This window comes from Actinocorallia sp. B10E7 (assembly GCF_039871655.1).
Lineage (GTDB): Bacteria > Actinomycetota > Actinomycetes > Streptosporangiales > Streptosporangiaceae > Actinocorallia.
Genome location: NZ_JBDPLZ010000003.1, coordinates 428127 through 446444, shown reverse-complemented (window position 1 = coordinate 446444; position 18318 = coordinate 428127). Strand labels below are relative to the sequence as shown.

The 18318-nt window shown below is 71.0% G+C and carries 20 protein-coding genes; 13 read left to right on the top strand and 7 right to left on the bottom strand.

The genetic code is table 11. From position 1 onward, the window contains the following. Positions 1 to 49: 49 nt before the first annotated feature. On the bottom strand, positions 50 to 685 hold the full coding sequence (locus tag ABGB12_RS11980) for a response regulator transcription factor (protein ID WP_347676982.1): 636 nt from the start codon (positions 683 to 685) through the stop codon (positions 50 to 52). Further along, complete coding sequence (locus tag ABGB12_RS11975; protein WP_347676980.1) at positions 682 to 1878, bottom strand: sensor histidine kinase; 1197 nt, start codon at positions 1876 to 1878, stop codon at positions 682 to 684. Before ABGB12_RS11975 ends, ABGB12_RS11980 begins: the two co-directional genes overlap by 4 nt. A 170-nt stretch (positions 1879 to 2048) precedes the next feature. Here ABGB12_RS11975 and ABGB12_RS11970 point away from each other — a divergent pair, with 170 nt between their 5' ends. From ABGB12_RS11970 to ABGB12_RS11950, 5 genes are all read left to right on the top strand, one after another. Next, the gene (locus ABGB12_RS11970; RefSeq protein WP_347676978.1) at positions 2049 to 3137 is read left to right on the top strand and encodes an ABC transporter permease; all 1089 of its coding nucleotides are present in this window, start codon (positions 2049 to 2051) and stop codon (positions 3135 to 3137) included. After that, positions 3134 to 3856, top strand: a complete 723-nt coding sequence (locus ABGB12_RS11965; protein ID WP_347676976.1) for an ABC transporter ATP-binding protein — start codon at positions 3134 to 3136, stop codon at positions 3854 to 3856. The genes ABGB12_RS11970 and ABGB12_RS11965 overlap by 4 nt, the downstream gene beginning before the upstream one ends. Before the next feature lie 60 nt (positions 3857 to 3916). Beyond that, the gene (locus ABGB12_RS11960; RefSeq protein WP_347676974.1) at positions 3917 to 4291 is read left to right on the top strand and encodes a DUF1801 domain-containing protein; all 375 of its coding nucleotides are present in this window, start codon (positions 3917 to 3919) and stop codon (positions 4289 to 4291) included. Between the two features lie 187 nt (positions 4292 to 4478). Further along, positions 4479 to 5480, top strand: a complete 1002-nt coding sequence (locus ABGB12_RS11955) for a hypothetical protein (protein ID WP_347676972.1) — start codon at positions 4479 to 4481, stop codon at positions 5478 to 5480. 148 nt (positions 5481 to 5628) lie between these two features. Then, entirely contained in the window at positions 5629 to 6267 is a 639-nt protein-coding gene (locus ABGB12_RS11950; RefSeq protein WP_347676970.1) for a hypothetical protein, read from the top strand. Between the two features lie 151 nt (positions 6268 to 6418). On the opposite strand, the gene ABGB12_RS11945 is transcribed toward ABGB12_RS11950, so the two are convergent. After that, on the bottom strand, positions 6419 to 6820 hold the full coding sequence (locus tag ABGB12_RS11945) for a helix-turn-helix domain-containing protein (RefSeq protein ID WP_347676968.1): 402 nt from the start codon (positions 6818 to 6820) through the stop codon (positions 6419 to 6421). 108 nt (positions 6821 to 6928) lie between these two features. Here ABGB12_RS11945 and ABGB12_RS11940 point away from each other — a divergent pair, with 108 nt between their 5' ends. Beyond that, a complete protein-coding gene (locus tag ABGB12_RS11940; protein WP_347676966.1) occupies positions 6929 to 7867 on the top strand; it encodes an NADP-dependent oxidoreductase in 939 nt (312 codons plus the stop codon). 72 nt (positions 7868 to 7939) lie between these two features. Here ABGB12_RS11940 and ABGB12_RS11935 read toward each other — a convergent pair whose 3' ends face one another. After that, positions 7940 to 8779 carry an alpha/beta hydrolase gene (locus ABGB12_RS11935; RefSeq protein WP_347676964.1) on the bottom strand — a complete coding sequence of 280 codons (840 nt, stop codon included), beginning with the start codon at positions 8777 to 8779 and terminating at the stop codon, positions 7940 to 7942. Positions 8780 to 8819: 40 nt separating this feature from the next. Between ABGB12_RS11935 and ABGB12_RS11930 the strand changes: the two genes are divergently transcribed. After that, positions 8820 to 9299, top strand: a complete 480-nt coding sequence (locus ABGB12_RS11930) for a MarR family transcriptional regulator (protein WP_347676962.1) — start codon at positions 8820 to 8822, stop codon at positions 9297 to 9299. A gap of 56 nt (positions 9300 to 9355) precedes the next feature. Then, the gene (locus ABGB12_RS11925; RefSeq protein ID WP_347676960.1) at positions 9356 to 9895 is read left to right on the top strand and encodes a hypothetical protein; all 540 of its coding nucleotides are present in this window, start codon (positions 9356 to 9358) and stop codon (positions 9893 to 9895) included. Positions 9896 to 10000: 105 nt separating this feature from the next. Here the strand turns inward: ABGB12_RS11925 and ABGB12_RS11920 are convergent, their stop codons facing one another. After that, on the bottom strand, positions 10001 to 10432 hold the full coding sequence (locus ABGB12_RS11920) for a PPOX class F420-dependent oxidoreductase (protein ID WP_347676958.1): 432 nt from the start codon (positions 10430 to 10432) through the stop codon (positions 10001 to 10003). 296 nt (positions 10433 to 10728) lie between these two features. On the opposite strand from ABGB12_RS11920, the gene ABGB12_RS11915 reads away from it, so the two are divergent. Continuing rightward, positions 10729 to 11493: an FCD domain-containing protein gene (locus tag ABGB12_RS11915; RefSeq protein ID WP_347676956.1), complete on the top strand. Its 765-nt coding sequence runs from the start codon at positions 10729 to 10731 to the stop codon at positions 11491 to 11493. A 67-nt stretch (positions 11494 to 11560) separates the two neighbouring features. Here ABGB12_RS11915 and ABGB12_RS11910 read toward each other — a convergent pair whose 3' ends face one another. Continuing rightward, positions 11561 to 12790, bottom strand: a complete 1230-nt coding sequence (locus ABGB12_RS11910; protein ID WP_347676954.1) for an acetyl-CoA C-acetyltransferase — start codon at positions 12788 to 12790, stop codon at positions 11561 to 11563. 174 nt (positions 12791 to 12964) lie between these two features. Between ABGB12_RS11910 and ABGB12_RS11905 the strand changes: the two genes are divergently transcribed. Genes ABGB12_RS11905 through ABGB12_RS11895 form a run of 3 tightly spaced genes read left to right on the top strand, consistent with a single transcriptional unit; the run spans position 12965 to position 15864 of the window. Beyond that, positions 12965 to 13717 (top strand): SDR family oxidoreductase, encoded by a 753-nt coding sequence (locus ABGB12_RS11905; RefSeq protein ID WP_347676952.1) that lies wholly within the window; start codon positions 12965 to 12967, stop codon positions 13715 to 13717. Positions 13718 to 13747: 30 nt separating this feature from the next. Further along, positions 13748 to 14920 (top strand): acyl-CoA dehydrogenase family protein, encoded by a 1173-nt coding sequence (locus ABGB12_RS11900; RefSeq protein WP_347676950.1) that lies wholly within the window; start codon positions 13748 to 13750, stop codon positions 14918 to 14920. Then, entirely contained in the window at positions 14917 to 15864 is a 948-nt protein-coding gene (locus ABGB12_RS11895) for an acyl-CoA dehydrogenase family protein (RefSeq protein WP_347676948.1), read from the top strand. Before ABGB12_RS11900 ends, ABGB12_RS11895 begins: the two co-directional genes overlap by 4 nt. An 83-nt stretch (positions 15865 to 15947) precedes the next feature. On the opposite strand, the gene ABGB12_RS11890 is transcribed toward ABGB12_RS11895, so the two are convergent. Further along, positions 15948 to 16526, bottom strand: a complete 579-nt coding sequence (locus tag ABGB12_RS11890) for a hypothetical protein (protein WP_347676946.1) — start codon at positions 16524 to 16526, stop codon at positions 15948 to 15950. A gap of 771 nt (positions 16527 to 17297) precedes the next feature. On the opposite strand from ABGB12_RS11890, the gene ABGB12_RS11885 reads away from it, so the two are divergent. Then, positions 17298 to 18257 (top strand): SDR family NAD(P)-dependent oxidoreductase, encoded by a 960-nt coding sequence (locus ABGB12_RS11885; protein WP_347676944.1) that lies wholly within the window; start codon positions 17298 to 17300, stop codon positions 18255 to 18257. Positions 18258 to 18318: the final 61 nt, after the last annotated feature.

Sequence of the window (18318 nt, the reverse complement as noted above, 5' to 3'; positions counted from 1 at the left end):
CTTTGCGCTTCGCGCCGGGCCGAAGGCGCGCCGAAGACCCCGACGGGTTTCAGCGGCGGATGAGGCCGAGGTCGATGGCGGCGGCGACGGCGGCGGTGCGGGAGCTGACGCCGAGTTTGGTGTAGATGCGGGCCAGGTGGGATTTGACGGTGCCCTCCGTGAGATGGAGCCGCCAGCCGATGTGCTGGTTGGACAGGCCGTCGGCGACCAGGGCGAGGACCTCGATCTCACGCCGCGTCAGGGAGCTGTGGGGAGCGCGCAGACGGTTCATGAGCCGGTCTGCGACGGCTGGGGCGAGAGCCGTGCGGCCCGCGGCGGCGGTGCGTACGGCGGTCGCCAACTCCTCGGGCGGGGCGTCTTTGAGGATGTAGCCGGTGGCGCCGGCCTCGATGGCGGGCAGGATGTCGGCGTCGGTGTCGTACGTGGTGACGATCACGACGCGGGGCGCGCCGGGACGGACGGTGATGGCGGCCGTCGCCTCGGCACCGCTCATTCCCCCGCCGAACCGCAGATCCATCAGCACGACGTCGATGTCCGCCTCGGCGGCGCGGGTGACGGCCTCCTCCGCGGTGGCCGCCTCAGCCGCCACGATCATGCCGGGTTCGGTCTCCAGGACGGCGCGCAGACCGGCGCGCACGACGGGGTGGTCGTCGGCCAGCAGCAGGCGGATGGGGAGTCCGGTCACGGCTTGGTCCCGTCGGCGGAGCGGGTGGGGAGCCCGGCGGCCAGGACGGTTCCCCGACCCGGAGCGGATTCGACGGTGAGGGTGCCTCCCAGGGCGTGCACGCGGGCGCGCATGGCCGTCAGGCCGAAACCGCCGTTCTCGGGATCGGGGTCGGGCATCGCGGCGGGGTCGAATCCGGTGCCGTCGTCGACGATGTCCACGGCCACCCGGTCGCCGAGGTAACTCAGGGTGACGTCGACGGCCGTGGCGCGGGCGTGGCGAACGGTGTTGGCCAGGGCGGACTGGGCGACGCGCAGCAGGGCGACCTCATGAGCGGTGGGCAACAGGATGGGCCCGCCGGCGAGGTGGAAGCGCGCGGTGAGCCGGTGGCGGTCGGAGGTGGTGGCGCACAGCCGTTCTAGCGCGTCGGCCAGGGTGGTGCCTTCCAGGGAGGGCGGGGCCAGGGCCGCGACGAAGCGGCGGGCCTCGGCGAGGTTGTCCACTGCGGTCCGGCGGGCCTGGACGACGTAGTCTGCGGCGGTCCGGGTCTGGCCGGGCAGGGCGCGTTCGGCGGCGCGCAGCAACAGCTGGATGCTGGACAGGCCTTGGGCGAGGGTGTCGTGGATCTCGCGGGCGAGGCGTTCGCGCTCTTCCAGGACACCGGCGGTGTGCTGGGCGGCGGCCAGGTCGGCGCGGGTGGCGGTCAGCTCCTCGATCAGCAGCCTGCGCCGTTCACTCTCCCGGTACAGGGTCTGGTAGCCCCACACCACCGCCACCGACACCGCGGCGCCCAGGGCCGGGCCGATCCAGGCGGCCGCCGTGAAAGCGCCCCGGTGGACGGCGAAGGCCGCGATCGCGGCGAGCGCGGTGCCGATGACCGCGATCAGCCCGCCGCGGCGGGACAGCAGGTGGAGCTCGAGGAGGTACAGCGGGAAGGCCAACCACACTGCGTCGGCCGACAGGGCCAGCAATACCAGCCAGACGGCCCCCGCGGAGGCCAGCCACAGCGCGGCCGCCCGGCGGGAGCGGCCGACGGCGGGCAGAAGCGGCCCGACCGCGTACACCAGTCCCAGCGCCACCGCCGCCGCGACGATGGCGCCCGCGTGCGGCAGGGCGTCGGTCACGGCCCGGCCCGCGGTCAGGGTCAGCAGCCCGACGACGAGAAGGTGCAGGCACCAGGTCAGGGCCCGGGCGGTGGAAGTCGACGTACTCACGATCGGTCCAGCCTACGGACCCGTTCCCCCAGTACGCGTCAACCGAAAGATAGAACCCGGGTACCGCCCTTCGGCCCGCGAAGTCCCCTCCAAGGCCGGATGCCCGGGCAGGAGCCGGGAGACGACGGTGGAGGCACCCCGTTTCCACCCATGAAAGGCAGGCCGAGGACGTGTTCGTCGCCTGGAGGGACCTGAGATTCGCCAAAGGGCGGTTCGCCTTGATGGGGACCGTCATCGTGCTCATCACCCTGCTGGTCGGGCTGCTGTCCGGCCTGACCGCCGGCCTGGGCCGGCAGAACGTCTCCGCGATCACCGGCCTGCCCGCCGACAGGATCGCCTTCGACGCGCCCGGAGACGGACAGGACCTGTCCTACTTCGACTCCACCGTCACCCAGGACCAGTGGCGGCGGTGGACCGATGTTCCGGGCGTCGCCAGCGCAGAACCGCTGGGCATCTCCGCCGCCAAGGCCACCGTCGGCGGCAAGGGCCTCGGAGTCTCCATCTTCGGCGTCCAGCCGGGCTCCGCGCTGGCTCCGGACGGTGATCGGATCGACGACCACGCGGCGGTGCTGTCGATCACAGCCGCCGACGGCCTCGGCCTGAAGCCCGGCGACACCTTCACCCTCGCCGGGCAGCGGCTGGCCGTGGCCGCCGTGAACGGCGACGCCTCCTTCAGCCACACCCCGGTCGTCTGGACCAGCCTGAACGTCTGGGACAAGACCGTCCCGCCCACCAGCAGACCCGAGGGGACCACGGCCACCGTCATCGCCCTGGACACCGCCTCCGGCATCGACCTCGATGCCGCCGACCGGGCCGCGGGCACCAGGACGGTCTCCAAGGACGACTCGCTGTCGGCGATCGGCTCCTACACCTCCGAAAACGGCTCCCTGCAACTGATGCGCGGGTTCCTGTTCGCGATCTCCGCCCTGGTCATCGGCGCCTTCTTCACCGTGTGGACCATCCAGCGCAGCGGCGACGTCGCCATCCTCAAGGCTTTGGGCGCCTCCACCGCCGTTCTGCTGCGCGACGCCCTCGGCCAGGCCCTCGTCCTCCTCACCGTCGGCACCCTGACCGGCACCGCCGTCGCCGCCGGCATCGGCGCCGCCGTCTCCGGCTCTGACGTGCCCTTCCTCCTCACCCCCGCCACCGTCCTCGTCCCAGCGTCCGTCATGATCCTGCTCGGCGCGCTCGGGGCCGTCCTGGCCGTCCGCCGCATCACCTCCGTCGACCCGCTGACCGCCCTGGGGAGCGTGCGATGAGCCTCGACCTGCGAGAGATCACCCTCACCTACCCCGACGGCGGCGGCCGTCTCACCGCCCTCGACCGTGTCACCCTGCACGTCCCCAAGGGCGGCCTCACCGCCGTCGTCGGGCCCTCCGGCTCCGGCAAGTCCAGCCTGCTCGCCGTCGCCGCCACCCTCATCTCCCCGGACGCCGGCACCGTCACCATCGACGGCACCGCCACCACCGGCATGACCCGCGGAGAGCTCACCGGCCTGCGCCGCCGCAAGATCGGCATCGTCTTCCAGCAACCCGACCTGCTGCCCTCCCTCACCGCGGCCGAGCAGCTCCAGGTCATGGCATGGCTCGACGGCCGATCCCCGGCCGGAGCCCGGCCCCGCGCCATGGAACTCCTCGACGCCGTCGGCCTCGCCGACCTGGCCGACCGGCGTCCCCACCAGCTCTCCGGCGGCCAGCGCCAGCGCGTCAACATCGCCCGCTCCCTGATGAACGATCCCACCGTCCTGCTGGTCGACGAGCCCACCAGTGCCCTCGACCACGAACGCGGCGCCGCCGTCATCGACCTGATCGTCCGCCTCACCCGTCAGCGGGCCACCGCCACCGTCCTGGTCACCCACGACCGCACCCACCTCACCGAGGTCGACCGGATAGCCGAGGTCCACGACGGACGTCTCCGCCTGCCCGCACCGCCGCCTGAGAATCCAGAGGGACGGTCGGCCGAGGAGCGCGCGGGATGAGGCGTTCCCTGTCACATCACTGAGGCGACGTACGGGCAGGACCGGCGAAAGGATTCCAACATGGCCAAGTTCACCACCATGGACGAGTACCTCGACTCCCTGCCCGAGGCCCAGCGTGAGATCACCGGCAGACTGCTGCCGCTGATCGAAGCGGTCCTCCCCGGGACCGGCGCGCTCTGGCATGGCCACCCCGTGTGGAGCCTGGGGCCGGCCCCGGGCAAGTCACCGGTCTGCTATTTCAAGGCGTACCCGGGACATGTGGCCTTCGGTTTCTGGCGCGGCCAGTCGATCACGGATCCGTCGGGACGGCTCAGTGCGGGCGCACGGGAGATGGCCGGCGTGAAACTCCGCACCGCGGCCGACATCGCCCCCGAACTGTTCACCGGCTGGCTGAAGCAGGCACTGGAGTTGGAACAGAACAGATCCACCGCATAACGGCCTCCCACGGGCGGCCTTCCCGCCCGCCATCGCCGGGCTGTCCGGCGGTCAGGTGGACGGTGGCGCGCCGTAGTTCACCGAACTCGGATGATCTCGGAAATGAGGGCTTGGCTAGGGTATCTCCGTGAACGAGACGGATGATCCACTCCTTCTGCGACCCTCGCGCAGACGGTTCCTCGTGTGGATGTCCGTGTTCGTGGTCTGCGGCTCGCTGGTGCTCGGCCTGGGCCTCGCCACGATCGGGGTGCGTGGCGCGGGCAGGGTCGACTCCGCGATTCTGCTGTGGGCGGTGCTCTTCGGGGTGTCGGCGCTGGCGCTGCCGTCCTACCTGGGGAGTACCCGGGTCGACGCGGGCGGGGTGACCAGACGGCTCGGCAGGTCCCAGCAGCAGTTCGCCTGGGAGGAGATCGATCAGATCTTCTTCGCGTCCGCGCCGCTGGGCTGGGCGGGCTACTGGACCATGTTGCGGCCGAAGGAAGGCCGATCGGTCGTCCTTCCGGCGCCTATCGCCGGGATCCGCACCACCGAGGAGGAACTGGCGGGCAGGCTCGAGCCGATCTACGCCCGGGCCGGGGAGCACCGGGAACGTGTGTCCGCCCGCCCCGTCTCCGCCAACGCCCGGCTCATGAAGATCCTTCTGATCGCCGCGGCGGCCGGCGTGGTGGCACAGCCGCTCACCATGTTCCTCGCGACGAGCCCGTGGGAGCAGGCCTGGTGGCCGGGCGAGCAGGAGGCCTCCAGCCTCCCTGACGCGTGCTCCGTCGTCGATCGGAGCACCGCGGTCCGGCTCGTGCCCGGCGCCGAACCCCGCAAGCGGACGGACGCGTCGGGCAGGGACCGCTCATGCCGCTGGGACACCGACGACCGCAGCCTGGCCGTCCGTTTGATGCTGGAGGAACCAGGCTTCGTCGACGGGGACGGCTCGGTGGAAAGAGCCCGCGAACGTTATGCCGACCTCGCTCTGAGACAGGACGGCGTCTGCTGGTCGTCGTTCATGGAAATTGGCGACGAGTCCTGCAAGACCGACGAGCGGGTCGGGGCCGAGTGGCGGCCGGTACGGTTCCTGGCCCGGGAGAACAACGTCATCGCCATGATCACGTACCGTGTCGACGGGCCCACCGGGAACCCCGTTGAGGAAATGGCGCACGTGGCACGCGAGGCGCTCCGCGAGGTCCGGTTCTCCTGACGTCTTTCCGGCCCTCCGTCCAGGAACGGCGGGTGACGTTCGAGCTGGACACCGAGACCGGCGTGTTTATCGGCGCGGGCCTGTGACAGAACCGGCCCCTGGTTGCGCTCTCCTGGCATGTGGGACGACGCCCGTGATGTGTGGGTGCGTGGGATCTGCGGCCTCGAGCGGACCCCGCGTGCTGGCGTTCGCCGTCACCCAGCCGCTCGACGCCGGCCAGGTCAACGCCCACCTGGAGGAGATCCCGCGGCGGCCGCCCGACCACTACACCCCGGACGGCCGACTCCGTAAGGAGAAGGTCGCCGTGGAAGCCGAGACGGCCCGGCCCGGCCTGGAGAAGCCGCTGGAGCGGCTCTGCCTGGAAGAAGGGAACCGACTGATGGACCTGGTGGACCCGCACGGCCCCCACACCCCCGACAGCACCCGCCACGCCGCCGCGCACCTGGCCGAGGTCATGCGGGTGCTGGCATACGCGACCCAGCCCGCAAGCGGCGGGGTGGAGGAGCCCGCGGACGTGCACGGGCTGCTGGGGGAGCTGAAGACCGCCGCCAGGAGGCTGGAGCAGGTGATCCACCAGCTGGCGCGGCACATCACCGAGGAGAAAGCCGCGGGGCGGCTGGAGGTCGGGCACGGCCCGTTCGCCGGCGACCCCGCCTCGGCCGCCAGCACCACCCGAGGACACCTACTCAGAGCCGCGGAACTCGCGGAGGCGCTGCACAACAACCTCGATCGGGCCCGGCAGGTCACCGCCGACATGAGCACCAGGCGGGAACCCTCGGGGGAATGAACCCTCAGGGGATCAGAACTTCTTCGTGGATCTCGAGCGCGAGAGCCGCGACGGCGTTCGAGGGGCCCGTGGACGCCACGGCGGTCGCCGTCCCGAAGGTCACCGTCACCGGGGACGTGACGTGGACACTCCGCGTCGAGCGGAGGAAGGGCTAAGGCTCGGGGGAGTCGTAGGCGGTCCGGGCGGCCAGGACCTCGTCCATGTGGTGCTCGGCCCAGGTCTTGATGGCCTGCATGACGGGGACGAGGCTGTGGCCGAGCGGGGTGAGCGCGTAGTCGACGCGGACGGGGACCGACGGGGTGACGGTCCGGGTGACCAGGCCGTCGCGCTCCAGGTTGCGGAGGGTCTGGGTGAGCATCTTCTGGCTGATGCTGGCGACTCGGCGTTCCAGCTCGCGGTAGCGCTGGGGGCCGTCGGCGAGGGCGTTCAGCAGGAGACTGACCCATTTGTCGCTGATGCGGTCCAGAAGGGCACGGGCGGGACACTCGGCCAGGTAGGCGTCATAGGCGGCACGGGCCTCGGCCTGGCGCTGCGCGGCGGTCTTCGTCGCCATAGCACTCGCTTTCGGGTGGGTTACATACTTTCAGGTGCCTACTTACTAAAAGAGAGTAACTCTTCCTAGGTTGGCCGTGTCGAGAACGACTCACCGAGGAGGCAGAACATGAGAGCCGTCGTCATCCGTTCGTTCGGCGGGCCGGAGGTCATCGAGATCGCGGACGTCGCGACGCCCGAGCCGGGGCCGGGGCAGGTACGGATCAGGATGGAGGCGGCGGCCGTCAACCCGGTCGACCTGGTAACGCGCGGCGGGCTGCTGGCCGAGGCCGGGCTGATGGAGGCACGCGACGTCATCGGGCTCGGCTGGGACGTCGCCGGGGTCATCGACGCCGTCGGCCCCGGCACCGCCGGGTACCGTCCGGGCGACCGCGTCATCGGGCTGTCCGACCGGCTGGACGTGCCGCTCGGCACCCACGCCGACCAGGTCGTGCTGGACGCCGCGGCCGTCGCGCCCGCCCCGGCCGGAGTCACCGCCGCAAGGGCCGCGACGCTGCCGTTGAACGGGCTCACCGCGCTGCAGGCCCTGGACTTCCTCGGCCTGCCGCCCGGCGGCACGCTCCTGGTGACGGGCGCGGCGGGCGGGGTCGGCGGATTCGCCGCCGAACTCGCGGCACGGCGCTCCCTTCGCGTCGTCGCCCTCGCCGGCCCCGCCGACGAGGGACTGGTCCGCGGCCTGGGCGCCACCTGGTTCGTCCCGCGCACGACCCCGGACCTCGCCGCCGCCGTCCGCGCCCTCGTCCCCGGCGGCGTCGACGGAGCCCTGGATGCCGCCGGCCTGGGCGTCCGCGCCCTGCCGGCCGTCCGCAACCGCGGCGCGTTCGCCTCCGTCGTCGGCGGCACCGCCCCGGTCCCGCTACGCGCCACGCGCGTCGCCGGCATCTGGATCAACGCCGATGCCCGCGGCCTCGCCGAGCTCTCCGCCCTCGCCGCCGCCGGCGACCTCACTCTCCGCGTCGCCGAAACCCTGCCCCTGGACAAGGCCGCCCACGCTCATGCCCGCCTCGCCGAGGGCGGGCTCCGGGGCCGCTTGGTCCTCGTGCGCTGACTCCGCTGGGTCGGGTTGCCGTCAGGTTGTCGCTACCGGCCGTTCCGATCTTCCTCGCGGGCCTGTCCGCGTTCAGCCTTTGGCCAGGAAGTCCAGCATTCTCTGCGCGAGGCCATGCGGGTCGCCGGTCGGCATGCCGTGATGCGAGGCGCCGGGGACGACGGCGACCGTCGCGGCGGGCAGCGACTGGCTTGCGGCCGCGGCGACCTTGCTGATGTCGTGGCAGCGGCTGCGCTCGGCGAGCAGGACCAGCGCGGGCGCGGCGACCCGCCGCAGGTCGTCGGGGTCGGGCCGCTTGGGCATCACGATGTGCGGCTGCGGCAATTGCGCCGCCAGTGCCGCGACTTCCAGCCAGTCCTGGTCGACGGGCGAGCCGGCGGTCTCCCACCGCAGGAAAGAACGGACCCGCGCCGGTGAGGGCATGAGCAGCGAAGGCAACGCGCGCAGCAGGTACCGGGGGCTCATGCCGACGAAGCAGTCAGTGGGGTCCAGCAGTATGAGCCGGTCCACGCGGTGCGGTGCGTGCATGGCGTAGGCCAGCGCGAGCCAGCCTCCGTAGGAGTGGCCGCACACATGCGTCGCAGGCACCTCGAGCCGGTCGATGACGGCGTCGAGCCAGCTCATGGCGTCCGTGACGGTCCGCATCGGCCGGCCCTGCGCCACGCTGTGGCCGGCGTCGCCCAGCAGGTCCACCGCGTACACCCGGTGTGAGCGGGCCAGCGGCTCGGCCATCAGGGACCAGACCGTCGACGTGGAGCCGCCTCCCGGGATGAGCAGTAGCGGAGGAGCGTCACGCCGGCCGCACGCGTGTACTCGGGTCCGTCCGTAGGGGGAGGGGAGGTCGAACGATTCCACGTCGGCGGGCCACCTGCGCAGAAGCACCTCATAGGCGGCGAAAAACGCATCTGTCATAACCATCCTCCTTTATCTCACCGAACGATATACTCGATGAGTGAGAGAAGTCGACCATCCCGCCGCCGACGACCCGCGGATGCCGCTGGTGCACCTGCTCCGCGCCGTTACGGTCGAACTCGGCCTCGTCAGCGACCGCTTCGCCACGCTGCACGGACTGCACCCCACCGACCTGCGCGCCCTGATCCACCTGCTCGACGCCGAACGCGCCGGCATCACGGCCACCCCCGGCAGGCTCGGCGACCGGCTCGCCATGGGGTCGTCCGCCGTCACCGCCCTGGTCGACCGGCTCGTGCGGCTCGGCCTCGTCCGGCGCGCCGCCGACCCCGACGACCGCCGTCGTGTGCTCCTGGAGGTGGACGACGCCGCCGTCGCCCTCGGCTGGTCGTTCTTCGGACCTCTCATCAACCGGATCGTCGAGGCCTCCGACGGCTTCACCCCGTCCGAACTCCACACGGTCGAACGCTTCCTGACCGCGGTGCGCGACGCGATCGCCGCAGAACCGCCTCACGACGCCTGACGCGGGCCTTTGCCATCCGTTCTCCCACTCGGTGGGCGGTAAGGAAAGATTCGTCCGTGCACTTCGATGACCTCACCGAGTACCTCTACCTGGACTGCGACGATCTCTTCTATAACCCGACGGTGCCGACCGAGTACTGTCTCGTGTTCCCCGCGGTGTACAAGCGGCTCAACGTCGGATGGCTGGAGCGCGGACATCCCTACGAGATGGGTCCGGTGCCCGCAGAACTGGTCGGCACCCTGGCGGACATCACAGCGATCCAGCAGGTGAACCCCCGCCTGGGGATACACGAATGCGATCTCTGCGACGAGCCGCAGCGCCTACCCCTCCTCGGAACTTCGGAGATCCGCATCCCCGGGCATCATGATGTCGTCTACGCGGCACCGAACCTGATCGTCCACTACGTGGCCGCGCACGGTTACCGGCCTCCCGCCGAGTTCATCGCAGCCGTCTTGGCAGTGGATGCCGGGCGATGGGTGGGGCTGCGATGGAAGGTCGACGGCCATGAACTGGCGATCGCATTTCCCTGGCTGGCTGATGGCGTCAGCGTCCTGGATCCGGACGACCCTGACACATGGCCGAGCCACATGTACTGACAAGCCCCGACGACGGGTGACGAGCCGCCGCAGTGAACGCCGGGCCGGGCGCATCCCGAGAGGACGGCCCGGCGGCGGGGCATGCGAGGCTTCTTCGGAGTGCCGTCAGTGGATGTCGGCGCCGTACACGTGGTCGACCGTCATCGTCATGAGCACCCGGCGGTCGGACACCATCGCCGACCGGTACTCGTCCCAGTCCGGGTGTTCTCCGGCTGCGAGGCGGTAGTAGTCCACGAGTGCCTGGACCTCGGGGCCGCGGGGGTCGGTTCCCGGCCCGATGAGGGTCGCGGTGCCCTCGGCGGTGGCCCACGCCAGGCCGTCGGGGCTGGTGACCTCCAGCGTGGCTCGCGGGTCCCTGCGCAGGTTCGCCGTCTTGGCCCGTCCCTCGGTCATCGAAACGTAGATGACGCCGGCCTCCTGGTCGTAGAAGGGCATGACGGGAGAGAGCTGGGGACGGCCGTCGGACTTGATCGTCGCGAGGATGCCGAGCCTGCTTTCCGCGAGCAGCGCGCGCGGTTCGAATGATGTGGCGGTCATGCCCGGGCCAACCCGCGGCCGGACTCCGCTATTCCTCGGCCTGCGGGCCGTCACCGCCGCCGGTATCGCGGCGGAGCCGGACGCCGTCCAGAGCGCTGGATGTAACGCCAATACGGTGGGGCCTGCGGCTACGGGCCGTCCCAGCCGGGTCTTTCTTGTAGAAGATAGTATTCATAGTATACTTTCGATCGGATAGGGGCGGTGACGGCGAGCAAAGGTGCCGCACCGGGTGCGGCTCCAGGCTCTCCCACGGAAAAGCCCCGTCCCGTCGAACGTTCTCACCCCGGGAGTGGACCGTGCAGCTCAGGCAACCGCGACTGGCGGAGATGGTCGCCGCCATCTTGCGGGACCGCATCCTGAGCGGGTCGCTGCGGGACGGGGACGAGCTGCCCGCCCAGGATGAGCTGCTGCGGGAGTTCCAGGTCAGCAGGCCCTCGCTGCGCGAGGCGCTGGGCATCCTGGAGGCCGAGGGGCTGATCACGGTGCAGCGCGGCAACAAGGGCGGGTCGGTCGTGCACGTGCCGACCGCCGCCAACGCCGCCTACATGATCGGCCTGGTCATGCAGTTCCAGCAGATCTCCTACGCCGACGTGGGCGAGGCGCTCAAGCGGCTCGAGCCGGTCTGCGTCTCGCTGTGCGCGCTGCGGGAGGACCGGGCCACCGAGGTGCTGCCGCAACTGCGGCTGATCCACGAGCAGACGCTCGAGGCCGTCGACGACGAGGTGGAGTTCACCCGGATCACCCGCCGGTTCCACGAGGCGCTGGTCCAGCTGTGCGGCAACCAGACCCTGATCCTCATCGCCGGGACGCTGGAGTCGCTGTGGGCCTCCCAGGAGCGGTCCTGGGCGTCCCGGGCCCTGGAGGCGGGCGACTTCCCCGACGTGGCGCGCCGCGAGACCGGCATCCGCGCCCACGAGCGCATCATGCGGCTGATCGAGCAGGGCGAGGCCGAGCAGCTCGAGGCGTTCGCCCGGGTGCACCTGGACAACACCATGCGCTACGGGCTCGCCCCCGGCGAGGCCGTGGTCTCCTCCCACTCCCTGAAGGGCCGCCTGCCCTGACGAGGCGCGGCCGGGCCCGGTGGCCGGGCCCGGTGGCCGGGCCCGGTGGCCGGGCCCGGCCGGGCGGTCAGCTGAGGCGTTCCACGACCATGGCCATGCCCTGGCCGCCGCCGACGCACATGGTCTCCAGACCGAAGGTGCCGTCCTTCTCGCGCAGGCCGTTGAGCAGGGTGCCGGTCAGGCGGGCGCCGGTCTGGCCGAAGGGGTGGCCCAGGGCGATGGCGCCGCCGTGCACGTTGACCTTGTCGAGGTCGACGCCCAGTTCTTGGTAGGACGGGACGACCTGGGCGGCGAACGCCTCGTTGATCTCGACCAGGTCCAGGTCGGAGACGGTCAGGCCGGCGCGGGCCAGGGCGCGGCGGGAGGCCTCTACCGGGCCGAGCCCCATGATCTCGGGGGAGAGCGCCGACACGCCGGTGGAGACGATCCGGGCCAGCGGGGTGATCCCCAGCTCGGCCGCCTTGGTGTCGCTCATGATCACCAGAGCCGCGGCGCCGTCGTTGAGGGGGCAGCAGTTGCCGGCGGTGACGGTGCCGTCCTCGCTGAACACCGGCTTGAGCCCGGCCAGGGACTCGGCGGTGGTGGAGGACCGCGGGCAGTCGTCGGCGGTGACGAGGGTGCCGTCGGGCAGCTCGACGGGGGTGATGTCGCGCTCGTAGAAGCCCGACGCGATGGCCTGCGCGGCCAGGGTCTGGGAGCGCAGCGCGAACTCGTCCTGCTCGGCGCGGGAGACGCCGCGCAGTCCGGCGACGTTCTCGGCGGTGCGGCCCATCGCGATGTAGACGTCGGGCAGCTCCCCGGCCTGGCGGGGGTCGTCCCACTTGCCCGCGCCGGTGCGGGCGCGGGCGTCGGCGAAGGCCGGGTGGTGCCAGCCGAAGTCGGCGGCGGTGCCGGCGTCGACCGGGGGCCGGTCGCTGGTGCCCTTGGCGTAGTTGCTCACCGATTCGGTGCCGGCGGAGATGACGATGTCCGCCTCGCCGGCCTTGATCGAGTGCAGGGCCATCCGGGTGGTCTGCAGTGACGAGGAGCAGTAGCGGGTGACGGTGACGCCGGGCACCTGGTCGTAGCCGAGCAGCACGGACACGACGCGGGCCATGTTGAAGCCCTGCTGGCCGCCGGGCGAGCCGCAGCCCAGGATCAGGTCGTCGATGTCGTCGGGCGAGACCTGCGGCACCTTGGCCAGCGCCGCGGTGATCATCCGCGCGGCGAGCTCGTCGGCGCGCAGGTCCTTCAGCGAGCCCTTGTAGGCCCGGCCGATCGGGGATCGGGCGGTGGCGACGATCACTGCCTCGGTCATGGTGCTCCTCCTGTGTTGCTTGTTTCTATGAAGATAGCTATCTTCTAAAAGAAAGACGAGCCAAAGGTGGCGGAACCCTCTAGATCCCCTGAAGACGGACAGACCGGATCGGCCGCCGTAGGAGGGCACCCTCATCTTGGAGGGGCTCCACCGGACATGAAGTGGGGGATACCGATGAGTGGGATGCTCACCGGCAAGGTCGTGCTGGTCACCGCCGCGGCGGGGGCAGGGCTGGGTTACGCCACCGCCCTGAAGTGCGCCCAGGAGGGCGCCCGGCCGGTCATCAGCGACATCCACGAGCGCCGCCTGAACGAGGCGGCCGAGCGGCTGGCCGAGGCCACCGGCGCCGAGCCGATCGCGATCCCCTGCGACGTCAGCGACACCGCGCAGGTCGACTCCCTGGTCGAGCAGGCCGTGGAGCGGGCCGGACACATCGACGTGCTGGTCAACAACGCCGGCATGGGCGGCGACCAGACCGTGGTGGACATGACCGACGCGGAGTGGGACAGGGTCATCGACATCAGCCTCACCAGTGTGTTCCGCGTCACCCGCGCCGTGCTGCGTCACATGCTGCCGCGCGAGTCCGGCGTCATCGTCAACCTGGCCTCGGTCTCCGGCTGGCGCGCCCAGGAGCGCCAGGCCCACTACGCCGCCGCCAAGGCCGGCGTCATGGCCTTCACCCGCTGCGTGGCGATGGAGGCGGCCCCGGCCGGGATCCGCGTCAACGCCGTGGCGCCCAGCCTGGCCATGCACCCCTTCCTGGAGAAGACCGTCAGCGCCGAGCTGCTGAAGGAGCTGACCGCCAAGGAGGCCTTCGGGCGGGCAGCCAGCCCCGAGGAAGTGGCCAACGTGGTGCTCTTCCTGGCGAGCGACCTGTCGTCGTACATGACCGGCGAGGTCGTGTCGGTCAGCAACCAGCACCCGTGAGAGAGAACCGATGACCGAGGGGAACCGCTGATGGATCTGGATTTCACCCCTGAAGAGGAGAAGTTCCGCGCCGAGGTGCGCGAGTGGCTGGAGGCCAACGTTCCGGCCGAGCCGCTTCCCTCCTTCGACACCGCCGAGGGCTTCGCCGCCCACCAGGAGTGGGAGGACCGCCTGCACTCGGCGGGCCTGTCCGTCGTGACCTGGCCCGTGGAGTACGGGGGCCGCGAGGCGTCCCTCACCGAGTGGCTGATCTTCGAGGAGGAGTACTACCGGGCGGGCGCGCCGGGCCGGGTCGGCCAGAACGGCATCTACCTGCTGGCACCCTCCCTGTTCGAGTTCGGCACCCCCGAGCAGAAGGCGCGTTTCCTGCCGCCGATGGCGCGCGGCGAGGAGGTCTGGGCGCAGGGCTGGTCGGAGCCGGAGGCCGGCAGCGACCTGGCGAACGTGCGCAGCCGCGCCGAGCGGGTCGACGGCGGTTGGCTGGTGAGCGGCCAGAAGACGTGGAGCTCGCGCGCGGTGCACGGCCACTGGCTGTTCGCGCTGGTGCGCACCGACCCGGACTCCGTGCGCCACCACGGCTTGACCTACTTCCTGCTCCCGCTGGACGCCCCGGGCGTGACGGTTCGCGGCATCCACCAGCTGGACGGCTACGCCGGGTTCGCCGAGGTGTTCCTGGACAAGGTGTTCGTCCCCGACGACCAGGTGCTGGGAGAGGTCGGCCAGGGCTGGAAGGTGGCGATGTCCACCACCGGTTCCGAGCGCGGCCTGACCCTTCGTTCGCCGGGCCGCTTCCTGGCCGCCGCCGACCGCCTGGTGGACCTGGCCCGCCAGGCCGGCCCGCTGGACGACCGGCTGCGCGAGGACGTCGCCGACGCCTGGATCAAGACGCAGGCCTACCAGGCCTACACGTTCCAGACCCTGACCCGGATCCTGGACGGGGAGAGCATCGGCCCCGAGTCCAGCATCAACAAGATCTTCTGGTCGGAGATGGACCTGCGGCTGCACGAGACCGCGCTGCGGCTGCTCGGCCCGGCCGGCGAGCTGGTCGAGGGCGCCCCGGAGGCCGTGTCGGACGGCCGGTGGGCCGACGGGTTCCTGTTCGCCCTGGCGGGCCCGATCTACGGCGGCACCAACGAGGTGCAGCGGAACATCATCGCCGAGCGGGTCCTGGGCCTGCCGAGAGAACCGAGGAGCAAGCGATGAGACTGGGCCTGACCCCCGAGCACAAGCAGTTCGGCGACGCGGTCGCCGCTCTTCTGGAGGCGCACGGCGGCGCCGAGGACCTGTGGGAGCGCCTGGCCGAGCTGGGCGTGCCCGCGGTGCTCGTCCCCGAGGAGCACGAGGGCGCCGGAGGCGACGAGGTCGACCTGCTGGCGGTCCTGGAGCAGGCCGGACGCGCCGCGCTGGGCGAGCCGCTGGTGGAGACCGCGGTGGCCGCCAAGCTGCTGGCGGGTGTCGGCGGGGAGCTGGCCGACAGGTGGCTGCCCCCGCTGGCCTCGGGCGAGGCGCTGGTCGTCGCGGCTCCGGGCCCCTACGTTCCGCACGCCGACCGGGCCGGGTTGGTCCTGGTCGGTGACGGGCGGGCCTGGTACGCGGTGGAGCCTGAGCCCGGTTCGCTGACGGCCCAGAAGTCCATGGACCCGCTGCGCCGCCTGTCGGCGGTGCGGCCCGCCGAAGACGCCGTCCCGGTGGCCGACGGTGACCTCGCCGTCGAGGCCTACGACCGCGGCGCGGCTCTGACCGCCGTCTACCTGGTGGGCGTGGCCCGCAAGCTCATCGACCTGACGGTGCGTTATGCCGGTGAACGCACTCAGTACGGGCGTCCCATCGGCTCCTTCCAGGGGCTGCAGCACCAGATCGCCAACGCGCTGGTGGACGTGGAGTTCGCGCGTCCCGCGGCGTACAAGGCCGGTTACAACCTGGCGTACGGCGTGGAGACGAGCTCGCTGGACGCCTCGGCGGCCAAGGCGCTGGCCTCGGACGCCGCCTTGCACGCGGCCAAGGTCGCCCTGCAGGTACACGGCGCGATCGGCTACACGATGGAGCTCGATCTGCACCACTGGCTGCGCCGGGCGTGGAGCCTGGCCTCCGCGTGGGGGGACGCGTCCCACCACCGCAGGGCCGTGGCCTCCGCGTTGATCGGCTGACGCCGAGAACCCGGACGTAAGGCCCGTCTTCGCTCTTGTCGGGAGAGCGAAGACGGGCCTTCTTCACGGATCGGGGACGGGGATCAGGGCAGGCTGATCGTCTGGTTGTAGGTGCCGGAGCCGGGGCTGCTCTCGCCCAGGACCTGGTAGGCCGCGGTGACGCTGGCGCTGCCGGGGCACAGGAAGCTGCTGCCGGACTGCTTGCTGGCGCTGGCGTTGTTCAGGTAGATCTGGAACTGGTTGTTGCTGGTGACGGGGCGGTTGGGGTTGGTGCCGTTGAAGGCCGTGGCGGAGAGGTTTCCGCCGTAGTAGCAGGTGCCGATGATGGCCACGGCCTTGATCTTGAAGCCGTTGATGGTCACCTTGCCGTCGGCGGGAGGGGTGCCCGGGGCGGTGATGCTGCCGGTCCACGACAGGTTCTGGGCGGTGACGGTCGCGCCCGAGCAGGAGCCGAAGGTCGCGCCGGAGATGGTCAGCCCACCGCCGGAGGCGAGGCTGCCGCTCAGGGTGGAGGTGGAGCAGCCGGCGCCGAGCGAGGTGCTCATCGTGCCCAGCAGGGTCGCCTGGATGTTGCCGGCGTAGAGCGCCGAGGCCGGGCTGGCGAGTGCCAGGACGGTGGCGCCCGCGGCCGCCGTGGCGGTGAGCGTGCGGAGGGTGTTCATGGGGGGTGGTCTCCTTCGGGGGTGGATGAAGGGTCACCGTGAACGTAAAAAGCGACAAACCATGCGTCAATAGGCGAAAGTTCCTCAGCTTTGGCCGGAAGGTGACATAGTTTCACGTTTGCCGGGCCGGGAAGAAGGAACGGCGCCTCGCACCGGGGGACCCGGACGAGGCGCCGCTCATGTCGGTGGCGCGGTGTGTGGGGTCGCCTCTCGGCGATAAGCGCAACGCGGCTCCAGCCGAACGGTATTCCGCGAAGGCGATAGGTGAGGCCCGGGGACACCGAGCACACCGGCCACCTCTTTCACAACAGACCCCGACCGCCCGTTGTTCCCCGGTCCCCGGCGGTTTCCGGACCGACAGGAGTGCCGCAGGAACACGACCGGGACGGTCGCCGACTACGGCTACATTCTCGGCCGTGAATCCCCCACCGACAGATGGAAGATCATTGACAGGATTCCTCACAGCTGACTCCTCCACCGCCGTTCCCACCCACGAGACGACGCCGCGCCCAGCCGCACCGGTACGCGCTCCGGACACCTCACCACGACCGCCGGATACCCGTCCTCTACCGGCCGGTATCACCACCTGAGGTTGAGGCGATCTCCAGCGCCGCCGCCGAAGCCACCGTCAACCACGTCATCAGCCACGACCTGGCCGCTGACTTCGCCCGCTGGTATCCAGCTCAGATCAGACGCTCAGCCTCGCGACCTGACCCTGTCCCAGGGTCTATCCCGGTCTGCTACAAGCGGTCAGGACCCGGGCCGAAGGGCTTGCCGGGCTACGGGCACAGGCGTGAGGCAGCGGCCAAAGGCGCACCCGTGATCCTGGCGGTGCGGGACGTTGCCCGTGGCACGCAGATCGCGCGGGAGTTCGGCGACGCCGAGGTCCTGGAACTCGGTCTCGCGGAACTCGGCGGTGTTCGTGCCGCCGCGGCCCGGGCCGGTGACGTCGACGTGCTGGTCAACAACGCCGGGACGTCCCCACCCCGGCGGATCGAGACCATCGACGGCTTCGAGATGCATCTCGCCGTCAACTTCCTCGGCCCGTTCCTGTTCACCGGCCTGGTGCTGCCGAGGGTCCGGAAGCGGGTGGTGATCCTCGGCTCGATGATCCACAAGAGGGCGAAGATCCACTTCGACGACCCCGACTTCCGCACCCGCAAATGGACGAGGTCCGCGGCCTACGGCCAGTCGAAGCTCGCCGACATGCTGTGGGGAGCCAAGCTCTCCCGGCGCCTGGAGAAGAAGGGGCGCGGCGTCGACGTCCAGCTCGCCCACCCGGGCTGGGCCGACACCAACCTGGGCAGCCCGGTCGAGAATCCCGTGTTCAAGCGGCTGCTGAGCCCCTTCGTCTCGCGCGTCGCCCAGCCGGCGGACCGCGCCGCGCTGCCCGCCCTGTACGCGGCCACCCAGGATCTGCAGCCGGGGGGCTACGTCGGCCCGGACGGACTCGGTGAGATCCGGGGCCACCCCAAACCGGTCGGCAGGTCCAAGGCTTCGGAGGACCCGGAGCTGGCGCGACGGCTTTGGGAGCACGCCGAAGCCGACGGCCGTGGCCTGGTCGGCGAGGGCCGGAGCGTTGTTCAGGAGGTCGCGGGCGGATCCCTGGTCGCCGCCCTTTGCATCCTGTCGGCGCGAGATTCACAGGTCGGGCGGCGGTGCGATGATGATCGTGGGATGGACTTCGTTTACGACGCCAGCCAGGTGCACTTCCGTGCCCGTCAACCGTGAAAGGAGGCCGTGCCGGTGGTCGCGGTACCAGGAGCAGGCCCGGAACTCCTATTGGTCGCCG

Coding starts and splice junctions, on each gene's coding strand:
- ABGB12_RS11910 (WP_347676954.1), bottom strand. CDS start 12,790: ATGACCGAGGCAGTGATCGTCGCCACCGCCCGATCCCCGATCGGCCGG.
- ABGB12_RS11935 (WP_347676964.1), bottom strand. CDS start 8,779: ATGACAGATGCGTTTTTCGCCGCCTATGAGGTGCTTCTGCGCAGGTGG.
- ABGB12_RS11955 (WP_347676972.1), top strand. CDS start 4,479: ATGTCCGTGTTCGTGGTCTGCGGCTCGCTGGTGCTCGGCCTGGGCCTC.
- ABGB12_RS11890 (WP_347676946.1), bottom strand. CDS start 16,526: ATGAACACCCTCCGCACGCTCACCGCCACGGCGGCCGCGGGCGCCACC.
- ABGB12_RS11895 (WP_347676948.1), top strand. CDS start 14,917: ATGAGACTGGGCCTGACCCCCGAGCACAAGCAGTTCGGCGACGCGGTC.
- ABGB12_RS11960 (WP_347676974.1), top strand. CDS start 3,917: ATGGCCAAGTTCACCACCATGGACGAGTACCTCGACTCCCTGCCCGAG.
- ABGB12_RS11920 (WP_347676958.1), bottom strand. CDS start 10,432: ATGACCGCCACATCATTCGAACCGCGCGCGCTGCTCGCGGAAAGCAGG.
- ABGB12_RS11965 (WP_347676976.1), top strand. CDS start 3,134: ATGAGCCTCGACCTGCGAGAGATCACCCTCACCTACCCCGACGGCGGC.
- ABGB12_RS11900 (WP_347676950.1), top strand. CDS start 13,748: ATGGATCTGGATTTCACCCCTGAAGAGGAGAAGTTCCGCGCCGAGGTG.
- ABGB12_RS11945 (WP_347676968.1), bottom strand. CDS start 6,820: ATGGCGACGAAGACCGCCGCGCAGCGCCAGGCCGAGGCCCGTGCCGCC.
- ABGB12_RS11905 (WP_347676952.1), top strand. CDS start 12,965: ATGAGTGGGATGCTCACCGGCAAGGTCGTGCTGGTCACCGCCGCGGCG.
- ABGB12_RS11940 (WP_347676966.1), top strand. CDS start 6,929: ATGAGAGCCGTCGTCATCCGTTCGTTCGGCGGGCCGGAGGTCATCGAG.